The organism is Bradyrhizobium sp. PSBB068, from assembly GCA_016839165.1.
Classification (GTDB): Bacteria; Pseudomonadota; Alphaproteobacteria; order Rhizobiales; family Xanthobacteraceae; genus Bradyrhizobium.
This window is the reverse complement of sequence record CP069300.1, coordinates 729449-743519: the sequence shown is the minus strand read 5'-3', so window position 1 is coordinate 743519 and position 14071 is coordinate 729449. Positions and strand designations below refer to the sequence as shown.

Here is a 14071-nt window from a genome sequence, read left to right as displayed (position 1 = left end):
GGAGGACGTGCTGATATGTCGGCTGCGCAGCTTGCAGTGCTGGATATTTCATCGGACCGGACGCTGGCCGAACGGCTGGTCGACCAGCTCGCCGACCGCATCGGCGGCCTCGGCGTCGAACTCGCTGATATCGCCGGCAATGTCCAGGAGGTCGCGAGCCGCGTCGCCAACCAGTCGGAGCGGTTCCATCATTTGCAGGCGACCGCCGAGACCATGGTCTCGGCCAATCACGACATCGCCAACGCATCGCAGGCGGTGCAATCGACCGCATCCGCCGCGGCCGGCCAGATCGCCGAGTCGCGCCGCGTGGTCCAGACGGCGGTCAGCCACATTGCGGAACTCGTCGCCGCCGTCGGTCGGATCGAGGCGCGGCTCGCCGCGGTCGGTGCAGCGCTCAGCCAGGTCGCCAAGGTCTCCGGCTCGATCGAGGCGATCGCCAAGCAGACCAACCTTTTGGCGCTCAACGCCACCATCGAGGCGGCGCGCGCCGGCACTGCCGGCCGCGGCTTTGCGGTGGTCGCTGGCGAGGTGAAGAACCTCGCGGAGGCGACCCGCCAGGCGACGCATCAGATTTCCGACACCGTACGCGATCTCGACGGCCAGATCGGCAGCCTGATCGGCGAGAGCGGCGACGCCTCGCTGCGCGCCAAGAGCGCCAGCGAGGGCGCCCAGCAGATCTCGGGCATCATCAGCCGCGTGCAGGATGGCTTTTCCTTGGTCGGCGCCGAGATCGGCAGCGTGGCGCGCGCCGCGACCTCCAATCTCGGCCATTGCGAGAGCGTAATCACGGAACTGAACGAGCTCGCCAAGGGCGTCGACCTGTCCTCGCGCGACCTCAAGCACGCCGACGGCCGCGTGGCGAAGCTGCTCGAGCTCTCCGAGAGCCTGATCGTGACCATTGCCGACAGCGGCGTCGAGACCTCTGATACGCCGCTGATCCGCGTCGTGATCGAGACCGCGAAACGGATCTCCGACCTGTTCGAGAACGCGGTCGCGCAAGGTGACATCACGCTCGCGCAATTGATGGACGAGAACTATCGCGAGATCGCCGGCACCGATCCGAAACAGTATCTGACCGACTATGTCTCTTTCACCGATCGCGTGCTGCCCGCGATCCAGGATCCGATCCAGAAGGCCGATCCGCGCATCGTGTTCTGCGTCGCCTGGGCGCGCGGCGGCTATCTGCCGACCCACAATCCGAACTATCGGCAGCCGCAGGGCCCGGACCCGGTGTGGAACAACGCCAACTGCCGCAACCGCCGGCTGTTCAACGACCGCGCGGTGAGCAAGGTCGCGGCCAATACCAAGCCGTTCCTGCTGCAGACCTACCGCCGCGACATGGGCGGCGGCAATTTCGTGTTGATGAAGGACCTGTCATCGCCGATCTTCGTCGGCGGCCGCCACTGGGGCGCATTCCGGATGGGTTTCCGGCAGGGCTAGGGCTTGTCGTTCGGACGCTCTTCTTGACGCGAAACGGCGGCCACTTCGCTCGAAAACGCCTTGGTTACTCCGGCAATCCTGCGTCACGCAGCGCAGCGCCGATCTGGTCGCGCAATACGGCGTCGCGCACCGGGAACGCCTCGCTGATATGCGAGGTACGGAAGCCAGGATGCACCCGCAACAGACGAGCGATCGCCTTTCGCGCCTCCTCCGCATCACCTGCGCGGATCGCATTGATGATGAAGGCGCCCAATGAATGCGCATTGGAGTTGAAGCGCAACGACCGCCTGGCAACCTTGCACCCCTCCTCATAGCGTTCGAGCCAGAAGCAGGCGTGCGCCATGCCGATCCAGGCGCTGACGCGCAGGGGATCGAGCGGACTAAGCCGGATCATGTGGTCGAAACTCTCGATTGCGCGTTCGGTCTCACCGCACATCAGCGAGACCCAGCCGCGCGAATACCAGGCGAATCCGAGATTGGGGTTCAGCGCGATCGCCTCCTCGACCATCGACGAGCCGAGGTCGTAGTCATGCCCGAGATAGGTCAACACGTGGCCGGCCGTCGACTGCACGAACGCATCCTCCTCGCCGAGTCGCGACGCCAGCCGTGCGTGCTTGACGGCCTCGAACCGCTCCGGGCCGTCGAGCGGCGAGCCGGTCGTGGCCTGCCGGGCCATCCAGGTCCACGCCAGCATGGCATGCGCCGCGGCGAACTGCGGATCGAGCTCGATCGCCTGCTTGAACAGCTTATAGGCATCGGCGAGCGAGGCGCGCTGATGAATCAGCGCCATGCCGCGCAAATAGAGGTCGTAGCTGTCCAGCTTGTCCGTCGGCTTCTGCCTGACACGCTCGAATTCGGCCTGCTCCAGCCTCGGCGCGATCAGGCCGACAACGCTCGAGGTGACCTTGTCCTGCAGGCCAAAGATATCCTCGAGCTCGCCGTCGAAGCGGTCGGCCCAGATGTGGTTGCCGGTCGTCGCCTCGATCAGCTGGCCGGTGATGCGGACCCGGTTGCCGGCCTTGCGCACGCTGCCTTCCAGCACATAGCGTACGCCGAGCTCGCGGCCCACCCGCTTGATGTCGATAGCCTTGTTCTTGTAGGCGAAGCTCGAATTTCGCGCGATGACGAACAGCGATTTGAACCGCGACAGCGCCGTGATGATCTCTTCGACCATGCCGTCGGCAAAATAATCCTGCTCGCGATCCCCGCTCATGTTGTCGAACGGCAGCACTGCAATCGACGGCCTGTCCGGCAGCGGAAGCGGTTGGACCGGCACTGTCGAGCGCTGCGAGCCAGGCTCGCCGCCGATCCGAATCTGCCAAACGCGCATCGGCTCGGCGATATTCTTCAGCGACTGTGAGCCCATGTCACCGAAATCGATGTCGACCTTGCCTCGGATTTGCCGATGGGCATCGTCCGAAATGCAGATTCCGCCGGGATCGGCCATCCCCTCGAGGCGCGCCGCGATGTTGACGCCCTCACCGAAGATATCGTCACTGTCGATGATGATGTCGCCGACGTGAATGCCGATACGGAATTCGATTCTGCGATCGGGCGGCACCGCGACGTTCCGCTCGGCCATGCCTCGCTGAACCTCGATGGCGCACCGCGCAGCGTCGACGGCGCTGGCGAACTCGACCAGCATCCCGTCGCCGGTGGTCTTGACGATACGGCCTCGGCATGCCGCGATGGTCGGATCGACCAGCGTCTGGCGGGCGCCCTTCAGGTCGCCAAGCGTCCGCTCCTCGTCGCGGCCCATGAGGCGGCTGTAGCCGGCAACATCGGCCGCCACCAAGGCCACCAAACGACGTTCGACGCGCTCGGACACTGCAATCTCCGGAAGCAAATCACCGATATCGAAAAATCATTGGGACTGAAAAATCACTACCCCATCAAAATCACTGCCCATCAAAGCACGACAAGGTGTCGCAGGCTAGCTGGTCCAGAATCCCGGCACCGCAGGCTCGAGCCGGCCGCCGGCGCGCACCGGCGCGACCTTGACCGCAAGCCCGGTGGCATCGTCGGTCTCGACCGCGATACCGCTCAGCGTCGCAACACCGCCCGCCGGCTCGAAACGGCCGGAGGGAATGCCGGTGAGGAAGCGCTGCAGCGGCTCCTCCTTCTGCATGCCGATCACCGAATCATAATCGCCGGTCATGCCGGCATCGCTCATATAGGCGGTGCCGCCGGGCAGCACCTGGTGATCGGCAGTCGGCACATGGGTATGGGTGCCGACCACGAGGCTGACCCGGCCGTCGCAGAAGAAGCCGACGCCCTGCTTCTCGCTGGTCGCCTCGGCGTGGAAATCGAGCACGATGGCATCTGCGCCCTGGCGCAACGGGCAGGCCTCGAGCTCGCGATCGATCGCGCTGAACGGATCGTTCGAGGACGGCTCCATGAACACGCGGCCGATGGCATTGAGCACGAGCGCGCGCTTGCCGTTCTTGGTGTCGACCAGGGTGGCGCCGCGGCCGGGCGAATGACGCGGGAAGTTCAGCGGGCGGATCAGGCGCGGCGCGCGCTCGATGAAGACCAGCGCCTCCTTCTGATTCCAGGCGTGGTTGCCGAGCGTGATCGCGTCGGCACCGGCATCCAGCAACTCCTGGTAGATCGCCTCGGTGATGCCGAAACCGCCGGCGGAATTCTCACCATTGACGACGACGAGGTCGAGCGACCAGTCCCTGATCATGCCGGGAAGATGGTCTGAAATGGCGGTGCGGCCGGTCCTGCCGACGACGTCACCAACGAAGAGGATACGCAAGGCTAGCTACTCCGGAAATCGAACGTCTTGCGCTCCGTTAGCACATAATCGAGCGGGACGTCGTGCGACAGCGCCGGGATAGCCTTGGTTTCCTGTGCAGCAAAGGCAATTCCCACCCCGATCACATGCTTGGCCTTGCGCAGATGCGCAAAGGTATAGTCGTAATAGCCGGCGCCGTAGCCGATGCGGTGGCCGAGCTTGTCGAATGCGGCGAGCGGCACCAGCATCACGTCGGGATGCACCTCGGCCGCAGCCGGCGACGGCTCGGGAATGCCGAGCGGCCCGAGCATCAGCCGGTCCTGCGGCGACCAGCTGCGAAAGGTCAGCGACTGGCCGCGCGCATTGATGCAGGGCAGCGCGAGCCGCGCCCCCTTTTCCGCAAGCTTCTTCATCAGCGGCGCCGGATCGAGCTCGCTACGGATCGGGGCATAGCCGGAGATGATCATGCCTTGCGTGATCTCGAATGGCACGCGGCGCTTGGCGAGCGCCTCGGCCGCGGCCGCACGCTGCTCGTCGCTCAGCGCGTCGCGCTTGGCGAGAGCAAGCGCCCGAAGCTCGGCCTTCGATGGAGATGCGTGCATGATCCATCTTCCGCTGTCGTCGTCCGCGACAACGGACGATCCATCATTCAGAGACGCTCGCATTCAAAGGGCCAGGCCGCGGCGCACTGGACGCCCTGCTTCGCAGGGGACAGCGGTGCACCACAATCGAACCGCCGCCGCGCGACGACCAGGCAACAGCAAAAATAGTGCGAAGCCGCAGAGGCCGTTGGAGCGCTCGATCCCGGAGTTCCCTACGAAAGTAGGTGGGCACCATATGTCCGGGTCCACGGACCCGGCCAGGGACAGTTCCCTAAAGGATCGATAAGGCCCCGGGGATATATGGCTCCTGACGCACGACGCAGCTTCGCGGGGCTAATCTAGCTATCGTTGGCCAAATCCGCCAGCGGTAAGGACGACGCGGAGCTCCTGCTCCACTTCATTGTCCACTTGAGAGCATCCGCGGGGGCGCGCCGCCAAAATATCGAAAACAACCCCATGCAAAGCAGCGGCGGCGGCCGGCGATCGACCAAACGACTGTCCAAACGACTTGACGCGTCGGGCAACTCACCGATACTCTTCCGGTATTCCGAATTCCGGCAAGCCGGCACCCGCCCAGGGGGCGCGCATGGCATTTACATGCTTCTGCAACCGACGCTTCCACGTCGTCATAGCCGGCAGCCAAATGCGCCAGGCCTGCCCCTCCGGGGGAGGGCGGAGCAGGATCACCCGATCGCGATGCCGCCGCCGATGGTGCGGTTGAGCACCTGCGTGGTGCGCTCGATCCGCTCGGCTGCTGCGTTGAGCGCGTTGGAGACCGCGGTCTGGGTCGCGCGGGCGCGATCGGTGGCGGCGGTGCGGGCATTGCGCAGCTGCTCGACCTCTTCCTCGAGGCTGCGAATGCGCGCGCTCGCATCGACCAGCTCGTCGCAGGCGGTCAGCGCCGCCATCACGGTGAGCCTCGCATCGCCGATCTCGCCGAACTTGCCGCGCAGCGATTCGACGCGCTGCTGCAGATTCTCCGCGAGCTTCAGCAGCCGCACCTCCTGGCCCTCCTCGCAGGCCATCCGGTATTGCCGGCCATTGATGGTGACGTTGATGTGGCTCATCTGCCTTCTCCGCCCGCAAGCACGGCGCGAATGGTGCCGATCGCCGCGTCGAGCTTCTCCGCGATGTCGCGATTGACGCGCTCGAGCTTGCGCGTCTTCACCAGCGAACCGTCGAGTTCGTCGGCAAGTCGTGAGCGATCGGCGCCGAGCGCCTGGATCCGGCTCGCCAATTCGTTCTCGTCGCGGTCGGCCTCGCGGCGCCGCTCCACCGAGCTTTCCAGCGCATCAAGTGCTGCCATCAGCCGCTTGGTCGCAGCATCGATATCGGCAAGCGGTGCCTCGGTATTGCCAGACCCGTTGGCGAGACGATCACTCATGACACGCGGCGTGGACCCTTCAATTCCGCTGGAGACAGCCCTGCCACACGGCAAAACTGGCGGTTCGGCAAGCGTTTAGCGGACGAAATTTACGTGGCAAGCGAGCGAAGCGCAACGGCGGCGCTGAACTATGCACCGTTCAATGAAATAGGGCCATTTCGAGCAACTTTTCCCCGTTTTGGGGCGTTTCATCGCCTTGGACTTGCGGAATTGAGGTGCTAATCCACCCTCCAACCCGTAAGGCCATCCACGCGCGTATCGCGGCTGCCCGCCCCGATGCGTCCAGCAATCAGCTCCTCATTCCAGGCGGACTTTTCATCATGACGCAGGTCGATCACACCCGTATGGCCAATGCGATCCGTGGCCTTGCCATGGACGCCGTCGAGAAGGCGAATTCCGGACATCCTGGCCTGCCGATGGGCGCCGCCGACATCGCGACCGTGCTGTTCACGAAATTCCTGAAATTCGACGCGGCCGACACGGCATGGCCCGATCGCGATCGCTTCGTGCTGTCGGCCGGCCACGGCTCGATGCTGCTCTATGCGTTGCTGTACCTCACCGGCAACAAGGACATGACGCTCGACCAGATCAAGCATTTCCGCCAGTTGGGATCGCTGACGCCGGGACACCCGGAGAACTTCCACACCAAGGGCATCGAGACCACCACCGGCCCGCTCGGCCAGGGCATTGCGACAGCGGTCGGCATGGCGCTCGCCGAGAAGATGCTCGCCGCGGAGTTCGGCAAGAAGATCGTCAATCACCACACCTATGTGCTCGCTTCCGACGGCGACCTGATGGAAGGCATCTCGCAGGAAGCGATCGCGCTCGCCGGTGTCTGGCGCCTCAACAAGATGATCGTGCTGTACGACGACAACGGCATCTCGATCGACGGCCCGACCTCGATCGCCGATTCCGTCGACCAGGTGAAGCGCTTCAAGTCCGCCGGCTGGGCCGCCGAATTGATCGACGGCCACGATCCGGAGGCGATCGCGGCTGCAATCACCCGCGCGCAGAAATCCAGCAAGCCTTCGCTGATCGCCTGCAAGACCACGATCGGCTTCGGCGCACCGACCAGGGCCGGCACCGCCAAGGCGCATGGCGAGGCGCTCGGCGCCGCTGAGCTGAAGGGCGCCAAGGAGAAGCTCGGCATCTCGCTCGAGCCGTTCTCGGTGCCGGACGACGTGCTGAAGGCCTGGCGCGAGGCGGGCAGCCGCGGCGCGGCCGAGCACAAGGCCTGGGGCGAGCAGTTCGCGCAGCTCGGCAACCGCAAGCGCGCCGAGTTCGAGCGCCGCATCCGTCACGAGCGGCCGGCCTCGCTCGCCAAGGGCCTGCGCGCCTTCAAGAAGGGCCTCCTGGAAAATCCGCTCAACGTCGCGACCCGCAAGTCGTCGGAAGCCGCGATCGAGGTGATCGCGGCCGCGATGCCGATGGAGTTCGTCGCGGGCTCGGCCGACCTCACCGGCTCCAACAACAACAAGGCGAAGTCGGCAACCGCGTTCGGCGCCAAGACGCCGAAGGGCCGCTTCATCCATTACGGCATCCGCGAGCACGGCATGGCGGCGTGCCTCAACGGCATCTTCCTGCATGGCGGCTTCGCGCCGAACGGCGCCACCTTCCTGGTGTTCACCGACTATGCGCGCGGCGCGATGCGCCTGTCGGCGCTGATGGGCACCGGCGTGGTCTATGTCATGACCCACGACTCGATCGGCCTCGGCGAAGACGGCCCGACCCACCAGCCGGTCGAGCACCTTTCGGCGCTGCGCGCGATTCCCAACATGCGCGTGTTCCGTCCCTGCGACGCGGTCGAGACCGCCGAGTGCTGGGAACTGGCGCTCAACCGCGTGGACGGACCGACGGTTCTGGCGCTGACCCGCCAGAACCTGCCGCAGCTCCGCACCACGGCGCCGAACGACAACCCGTGCAGCCACGGCGCCTACGAGCTGGTCGCGGCGCAGGGTGAGGCAAAAGTGTCATTGTTCGCCTCCGGTTCCGAGGTCCAGATCGCGGTCGAGGCGCAGAAGCAGCTGGCCGGGCGCGGCATCGCGACGCGGGTCGTCTCGGTCCCGTCGCTGGAATTGCTGCTGGCGCAGCCCGCCGAGCGGCAAAATGCCATTATCGGCAAGGCTCCGGTCAAGATCGCGATCGAAGCCGCGGTGCGCTGGGGCTGGGACGCCGTGATCGGCCACGACGGCGAATTCATCGGCATGCACGGATTCGGCGCCAGCGCCCCGGCCAAGGACCTTTTCCCGCATTTCGGCATTACCGCTGAGGCCGTCGTTAACGCTGCCACCAAGCGCGTCTGACGCTGGGCTGGCACCCGCGGCCTACGGTTGAGCTTGTCGCGAAAAAGGATTACCAAAGCTCCATCTTTTCCGTACGCGCCCGGCTGAACCGGGCGTTCCGCCGTAAAAACCTCGTGGGAGCCCTCCCGCGGGGCTGACAACAGCTTTAGAGGAGACGAGCATGGCAATCCGCGTCGCGATCAACGGGTTTGGGCGCATCGGCCGCAACATCCTGCGCGCCATCGCCGAGTCCGGCCGCAAGGATATCGAGGTGGTCGGCATCAACGACCTCGGTCCGGTCGAGACCAACGCGCATCTGCTGCGCTTCGATTCCGTGCACGGCCGCTTCCCGGGTACCGTGACCGTCGACGGCGACTCGATCAGCCTCGGCGCCAACAAGATCAAGGTTTCGGCCGAGCGCGATCCCTCCAAGCTGCCGTGGAAGGCCCTCGGCGTCGATGTCGCGCTGGAATGCACCGGCATCTTCACCTCGAAGGACAAGGCCTCCGCGCACCTGACCGCCGGCGCCAAGCGCGTGCTGGTCTCGGCGCCCGCCGACGGCGCCGACGCCACCATCGTCTACGGCGTCAACCACGACACGCTGAACAAGGATCAGCTGGTCGTCTCCAACGGCTCCTGCACCACCAACTGCCTCGCGCCGGTCGCCAAGGTCCTGAACGACACCGTCGGCATCGAGACCGGCTTCATGACCACGATCCACGCCTATACCGGCGACCAGCCGACGCTCGACACCCTGCACAAGGACCTCTATCGCGGCCGCGCCGCTGCGATGTCGATGATCCCGACCTCGACCGGCGCCGCCAAGGCGATCGGCCTGGTGCTGCCCGAGCTGAAGGGCAAGCTCGACGGCGTCTCGGTCCGCGTGCCGACCCCGAACGTCTCCGTGATCGACCTCAAGATCGTGGCCAAGCGCGAAACCAACATCGCTGAGATCAACGAGGCGATGAAGCGCGCCGCCGAGCAGCAGCTCAAGGGCATCCTCGGCTACACCAACGCGCCGAACGTCTCGATCGACTTCAACCACGATCCGCACTCGGCCACTTTCCACATGGACCAGACCAAGGTGCAGAACGGCATGCTGGTGCGCGTGATGGCCTGGTACGACAACGAGTGGGGCTTCTCGAACCGCATGGCGGACACCGCCGTCGCGATCGGCAAGCTGGCTTAAGTTCGACTGTTCGCGATGCCCGGCCCAAAGCCGGGCATCTGCGTCTTTGCCCTCCGCATTCGCGGCCGCAACGGCCGCGACATCGGCAAGCGAACGCAACGCCGTCCATCGGACGGCTGTGTCCGGCCGCACAGGAAACGCTCATGACAAAATCGTTCCGCACCCTCGACGACGTCAACGTGAAGGGCAAGCGCGTGCTGCTGCGCGTCGACCTCAACGTTCCCATGGATGGCGGCCGCGTCACCGACGCCACCCGGCTCGAGCGCGTGGCCCCCACCATCACCGAGATTTCCGACAAGGGCGGCAAGGTGATCCTGCTCGCCCATTTCGGCCGACCCAAGGGCCGCGATGCCAAGGACTCGCTGAAGCCGGTCGCGGAAGCGCTGTCGAAGGTGATCAATCGTCCGGTCGCCTTCGCCGAGGACTGCATCGGCGAAGCAGCCGCCACCGCGGTTGCAGCCCTCAAGGATGGCGACATCCTCTGCCTGGAAAACACCCGCTTCCACAAGGAAGAGGAAAAGAACGACGCCGGCTTCGTTGCTGAACTGGCAAAACTCGGCGACATCTGGGTCAACGACGCCTTCTCCGCCGCGCATCGCGCCCACGCCTCGACCGAAGGCCTCGGCCACAAGCTGCCGGCGTATGCCGGCCGCACCATGCAGGCCGAGCTCGACGCGCTGGCTAAGGCGCTGGAAGCCCCGACCAAGCCCGTGATCGCGATCATCGGCGGCGCCAAGGTCTCGACCAAGATCGACCTTTTGGAAAACCTCGTGAACAAGGTCGACGCGCTGGTGATCGGCGGCGGCATGGCCAACACCTTCCTGCACGCGCAGGGCGTCGCGGTCGGCAAGTCGCTCGCCGAGAAGGACCTCGCCGCGACCGCGCTGCGAATCATGGAGAAGGCCAACGCCGCCAACTGCGCGATCATCCTCCCCGTCGACGCCGTCGTCGCCAACCAGTTCGCCGCCAACGCGCCGTCGCATGCCTATGGCCTCGATGCGATCCCGGCCGACGGCATGATCCTCGACGTCGGCCCACAATCGATCGCGCGCATCCACGCCGCGATCGACGACGCCGCGACGCTGGTCTGGAACGGGCCGCTCGGCGCCTTCGAGCTGACGCCGTTCGACCGCGGCACCGTGGTTTCGGCCAAGCACGCCGCCGAGCGCACCAGGGCCAAGAAGCTGATCTCGGTTGCCGGCGGCGGCGATACCGTCGCGGCGCTGAACCAGGCCGGCGTAGCCGGTGATTTTTCCTATGTCTCGACCGCGGGCGGCGCGTTTCTTGAATGGATGGAAGGCAAGCCGCTGCCGGGCGTCGAAGTTTTGAAAAACCGTTGATTTAGTTCAAATCCGCGAACGCACTACAGGGAGAAATGGAATGGCTCGCATCACATTGCGACAACTGCTCGACCACGCGGCCGAGCATGATTACGGCGTACCTGCCTTCAATATCAACAACATGGAGCAGGCGCTGGCGATCATGGCGGCGGCCTCCGAGGTCGACGCGCCGGTCATCATCCAGGCTTCGCGCGGCGCGCGCTCCTACGCCAACGACGTCATGCTCAAGCACATGATGGACGCCGTCACCGAGATCTACCCGCAGATCCCGGTCTGCGTGCACCTCGACCACGGCAACGAGCCCGCCACCTGCATGACCGCGATCCAGGCCGGCTTCACCTCGGTCATGATGGACGGCTCGCTGAAGGCCGACGGCAAGACCCCCGGCGACTGGGACTACAATGTCGGCGTCACCCGGACGGTGACCGGCATGGCGCATCTCGGCGGCATCTCGGTGGAAGGCGAGCTCGGCGTGCTCGGCTCGCTCGAGACCGGCATGGGCGACAAGGAAGACGGCCACGGCGCCGAGGGCAAGCTGTCGCACGACCAACTGCTGACCAACCCCGACGAGGCCGTGAAGTTCGTCCAGGAGACCAAGGTCGACGCACTGGCGATCGCGATGGGCACCTCGCACGGCGCCTACAAGTTCACCCGCAAGCCCGACGGCGACATCCTCGCCATGAACGTGATCGAGGAAATCCATCGCAAGCTGCCGAACACGCATCTCGTCATGCACGGCTCCTCGTCGGTGCCGCAGGAGCTGCAGGAGATCATCAACGCCAATGGCGGCAAGATGAAGCCGACCTGGGGCGTGCCGGTCGCCGAGATCCAGCGCGGCATCAAGAACGGTGTGCGCAAGATCAACATCGACACTGACAACCGGATGGCGATGACCGGCCAGATTCGGAAAGTTCTGAAGGACAATCCGGAAGAGTTCGATCCGCGCAAGTACCTCAAGCCCGCGATGGAGGCGATGACCAAGCTGTGCAAGCAGCGCCTGCAGGAATTCAACACCGCGGGCCAAGCCAGCAAGATCAAGAAGGTGCTGACCACGGCTGAGATGGCCAAGCGCTACGCCAAGGGCGAGCTCGATCCCAAGGTCGCCTGAGCGCTCTTCACCCGCCGAGGACCGCGATCACCTCTCCCCATCGGGGAGAGGTCGGATCGCGCCAGCGATCCGGGTGAGGGGTTCAGGTCCCTCGATAGAGCGCATCCCCTCACCCGCGCCTTCGGCGCGACCTCTCCCGATGGGAGAGGTGGAACGTTCAAACGCCGGCCGCGACGAACGTTTTCTAGGCATTTGCCCGAGAACCGCCTATTTTGGTTTGCAAAGGCAATGGCCCCGGAGGACGTTCCCGATGAACCTCGCTGACCTCAACAAAGTTGCGCTTGCCATGGTCACCCCGGGCAAGGGCATTCTCGCCGCCGACGAATCCTCCGGCACGATCAAGAAGCGGTTCGACGCCATCCAGGTCGATTCGACCGAAGACAATCGCCGCGACTATCGCGAGATGCTGTTCCGCTCGCAGGAGGCGATGAGCAAATACATCTCCGGCGTCATCCTCTACGACGAGACGATCTGGCAGAACGCGAAGGACGGCACGCCGCTGGTCAAGCTGATCGAGCAGGCAGGCGCGATCCCCGGCATCAAGGTCGACGAAGGCACCCAGGCGCTGCCGAACTGCCCGGGCGAACTCGTCACCGTCGGCCTCGACAAGCTCGCCGAGCGGCTGAAGAAATATTACGACCGCGGGGCGCGCTTTGCGAAATGGCGCGCGGTGATCGATATCGGCTCCGGCGTGGGCAGCCGCGGCGCCGGCAGCCGGGGCATTCCCACCATGACCGCGATCCGCGTCAACGCCCACGCGCTGGCGCGGTACGCCGCGCTGTGCCAGGCCGCGCAGATCGTGCCGATCGTCGAGCCCGAAGTGCTGATGGACGGCGATCACGACATCGACCGCTGCTACGAGGTGACGCAGCGCGTGCTGAACCGCACCTTCCAGGAATTGCGGGTGCAGCGTGTCGCGCTCGAAGGCATGATCCTGAAGCCGAACATGGCGATATCCGGCAAGAAGTGCCCGAAGCAGGCATCGGTGCAGGAAGTCGCCGAGAAGACCATCCGCCTGCTCAAGAGCTGCGTGCCGGCCGCGGTGCCCGGCATCGCCTTCCTGTCCGGCGGCCAGAGCGACGAGGAAGCGACCGCGCATCTCGACGCCATGAACAAGATCGGTCATTTGCCGTGGCGGCTGACCTTCTCCTATGGCCGTGCGCTGCAGGCGGCGCCGCAGAAGGCGTGGTCCGGCAAGCCCGACAACGTCCCCGCAGGCCAGCGCGCCTTCTCGCATCGCGCCCGGATGAACGGGCTCGCCAGCACCGGCAATTGGGAAGCCGGCCTCGAGAAACAGGCGGCATAGTTGGCCACCAAGCCCGTTCCGCCGCGGCCGGCGCCGCGCCTCTATCTGGCGACCCCGCCGGTCGACGAGCCGTCGCAGCTTGCAGCCAAGCTTGCCGAGCTGCTCGCCGCGGCCGACGTCGCCGCCGTCCTGGTGCGGCTGCGCGAGAGCGACCCGCGCAGCATGATCTCCACCGTCAAGGGGCTGGCGCCTGCGATCCAGAACGCGGGTGCGGCGCTGTTGATCGATGGCCATCCCGACATCGTGGCCCGCGCCGGTGCCGATGGTGCGCATCTGACCGGCATTGCCGCGATGGAAGAGGCGATGCCCTCGCTGCGGCCCGACCGCATCGTCGGCGTCGGCGGGCTCGCGACACGGCACGATTCCATGGCCGCAGGCGAAGCCGGCGCCGACTACGTGCTGTTCGGCGAGCCCGACGCCAAGGGGCAGCGGCCCTCGGCGGAGGCGATCGCCGAGCGGCTGGAATGGTGGGATGAATTGTTCGAGCCGCCCTGCGTCGGCTTTGCAACCTCGCGCGAGGAGGCCGAGGCGTTCGCGGCGGCCGGCGCGGATTTCGTGCTGGTTGGCGATGTCATCTGGTCGGATCCGCGCGGTGCCAGGGCCGCTCTGGTCGAGATTGGCGAGGCGATTACGCGAGCGCATGCCGACACATTCGGAACGGCGAAGGCCGAAGGATGATG

General features: G+C 65.6%; 12 protein-coding genes and 1 other RNA gene. 7 read left to right on the top strand and 6 right to left on the bottom strand.

The genetic code is table 11. The features are described from left to right. Positions 1–15 precede the first annotated feature (15 nt). Complete coding sequence (locus JQ507_03485; GenBank protein QRI70611.1) at positions 16–1440, top strand: methyl-accepting chemotaxis protein; 1425 nt, start codon at positions 16–18, stop codon at positions 1438–1440. A 64-nt stretch (positions 1441–1504) separates the two neighbouring features. Here the strand turns inward: JQ507_03485 and JQ507_03480 are convergent, their stop codons facing one another. The 6 genes from JQ507_03480 to JQ507_03455 all read right to left on the bottom strand — a co-directional run bounded on the left by JQ507_03480 (position 1505) and on the right by JQ507_03455 (position 6166). After that, the gene (locus JQ507_03480; GenBank protein ID QRI73159.1) at positions 1505–3199 is read right to left on the bottom strand and encodes an adenylate/guanylate cyclase domain-containing protein; all 1695 of its coding nucleotides are present in this window, start codon (positions 3197–3199) and stop codon (positions 1505–1507) included. 174 nt (positions 3200–3373) lie between these two features. After that, on the bottom strand, positions 3374–4201 hold the full coding sequence (locus tag JQ507_03475; GenBank protein QRI70610.1) for a TIGR00282 family metallophosphoesterase: 828 nt from the start codon (positions 4199–4201) through the stop codon (positions 3374–3376). A 2-nt stretch (positions 4202–4203) separates the two neighbouring features. Then, positions 4204–4782, bottom strand: coding sequence for a 5-formyltetrahydrofolate cyclo-ligase (locus tag JQ507_03470; GenBank protein ID QRI70609.1), 579 nt, complete (start codon positions 4780–4782; stop codon positions 4204–4206). A gap of 168 nt (positions 4783–4950) precedes the next feature. Continuing rightward, positions 4951–5111, bottom strand: a non-coding RNA gene (gene ssrS, locus JQ507_03465) — 6S RNA. A gap of 354 nt (positions 5112–5465) precedes the next feature. Continuing rightward, positions 5466–5849: a cell division protein ZapA gene (locus JQ507_03460; protein QRI70608.1), complete on the bottom strand. Its 384-nt coding sequence runs from the start codon at positions 5847–5849 to the stop codon at positions 5466–5468. Further along, the gene (locus JQ507_03455; GenBank protein ID QRI70607.1) at positions 5846–6166 is read right to left on the bottom strand and encodes a DUF4164 domain-containing protein; all 321 of its coding nucleotides are present in this window, start codon (positions 6164–6166) and stop codon (positions 5846–5848) included. The genes JQ507_03460 and JQ507_03455 overlap by 4 nt, the downstream gene beginning before the upstream one ends. 320 nt (positions 6167–6486) lie before the next feature. Between JQ507_03455 and tkt the strand changes: the two genes are divergently transcribed. The 6 genes from tkt to JQ507_03425 all read left to right on the top strand — a co-directional run bounded on the left by tkt (position 6487) and on the right by JQ507_03425 (position 14069). Next, positions 6487–8469, top strand: a complete 1983-nt coding sequence (gene tkt, locus JQ507_03450) for a transketolase (protein ID QRI70606.1) — start codon at positions 6487–6489, stop codon at positions 8467–8469. A 160-nt stretch (positions 8470–8629) separates the two neighbouring features. Beyond that, positions 8630–9637, top strand: coding sequence for a type I glyceraldehyde-3-phosphate dehydrogenase (gene gap, locus JQ507_03445; GenBank protein ID QRI70605.1), 1008 nt, complete (start codon positions 8630–8632; stop codon positions 9635–9637). Positions 9638–9780: 143 nt separating this feature from the next. After that, positions 9781–10977, top strand: coding sequence for a phosphoglycerate kinase (locus JQ507_03440; GenBank protein ID QRI70604.1), 1197 nt, complete (start codon positions 9781–9783; stop codon positions 10975–10977). 40 nt (positions 10978–11017) lie between these two features. Beyond that, positions 11018–12085: a fructose-bisphosphate aldolase class II gene (locus JQ507_03435; GenBank protein ID QRI70603.1), complete on the top strand. Its 1068-nt coding sequence runs from the start codon at positions 11018–11020 to the stop codon at positions 12083–12085. Positions 12086–12335: 250 nt separating this feature from the next. Beyond that, a complete protein-coding gene (locus tag JQ507_03430; GenBank protein ID QRI70602.1) occupies positions 12336–13391 on the top strand; it encodes a fructose-bisphosphate aldolase class I in 1056 nt (351 codons plus the stop codon). After that, complete coding sequence (locus JQ507_03425; protein QRI70601.1) at positions 13392–14069, top strand: thiamine phosphate synthase; 678 nt, start codon at positions 13392–13394, stop codon at positions 14067–14069. Positions 14070–14071: the final 2 nt, after the last annotated feature.

Bases quoted from the DNA above. Each gene is read 5' to 3' on its own strand.
- JQ507_03485 (QRI70611.1), top strand. From the start codon at position 16: ATGTCGGCTGCGCAGCTTGCAGTGCTGGATATTTCATCGGACCGGACG.
- tkt (QRI70606.1), top strand. From the start codon at position 6,487: ATGACGCAGGTCGATCACACCCGTATGGCCAATGCGATCCGTGGCCTT.
- JQ507_03480 (QRI73159.1), bottom strand. From the start codon at position 3,199: ATGGGCCGCGACGAGGAGCGGACGCTTGGCGACCTGAAGGGCGCCCGC.
- JQ507_03435 (QRI70603.1), top strand. From the start codon at position 11,018: ATGGCTCGCATCACATTGCGACAACTGCTCGACCACGCGGCCGAGCAT.
- JQ507_03470 (QRI70609.1), bottom strand. From the start codon at position 4,782: ATGCACGCATCTCCATCGAAGGCCGAGCTTCGGGCGCTTGCTCTCGCC.
- JQ507_03430 (QRI70602.1), top strand. From the start codon at position 12,336: ATGAACCTCGCTGACCTCAACAAAGTTGCGCTTGCCATGGTCACCCCG.
- JQ507_03440 (QRI70604.1), top strand. From the start codon at position 9,781: ATGACAAAATCGTTCCGCACCCTCGACGACGTCAACGTGAAGGGCAAG.
- gap (QRI70605.1), top strand. From the start codon at position 8,630: ATGGCAATCCGCGTCGCGATCAACGGGTTTGGGCGCATCGGCCGCAAC.
- JQ507_03460 (QRI70608.1), bottom strand. From the start codon at position 5,849: ATGAGCCACATCAACGTCACCATCAATGGCCGGCAATACCGGATGGCC.
- JQ507_03455 (QRI70607.1), bottom strand. From the start codon at position 6,166: ATGAGTGATCGTCTCGCCAACGGGTCTGGCAATACCGAGGCACCGCTT.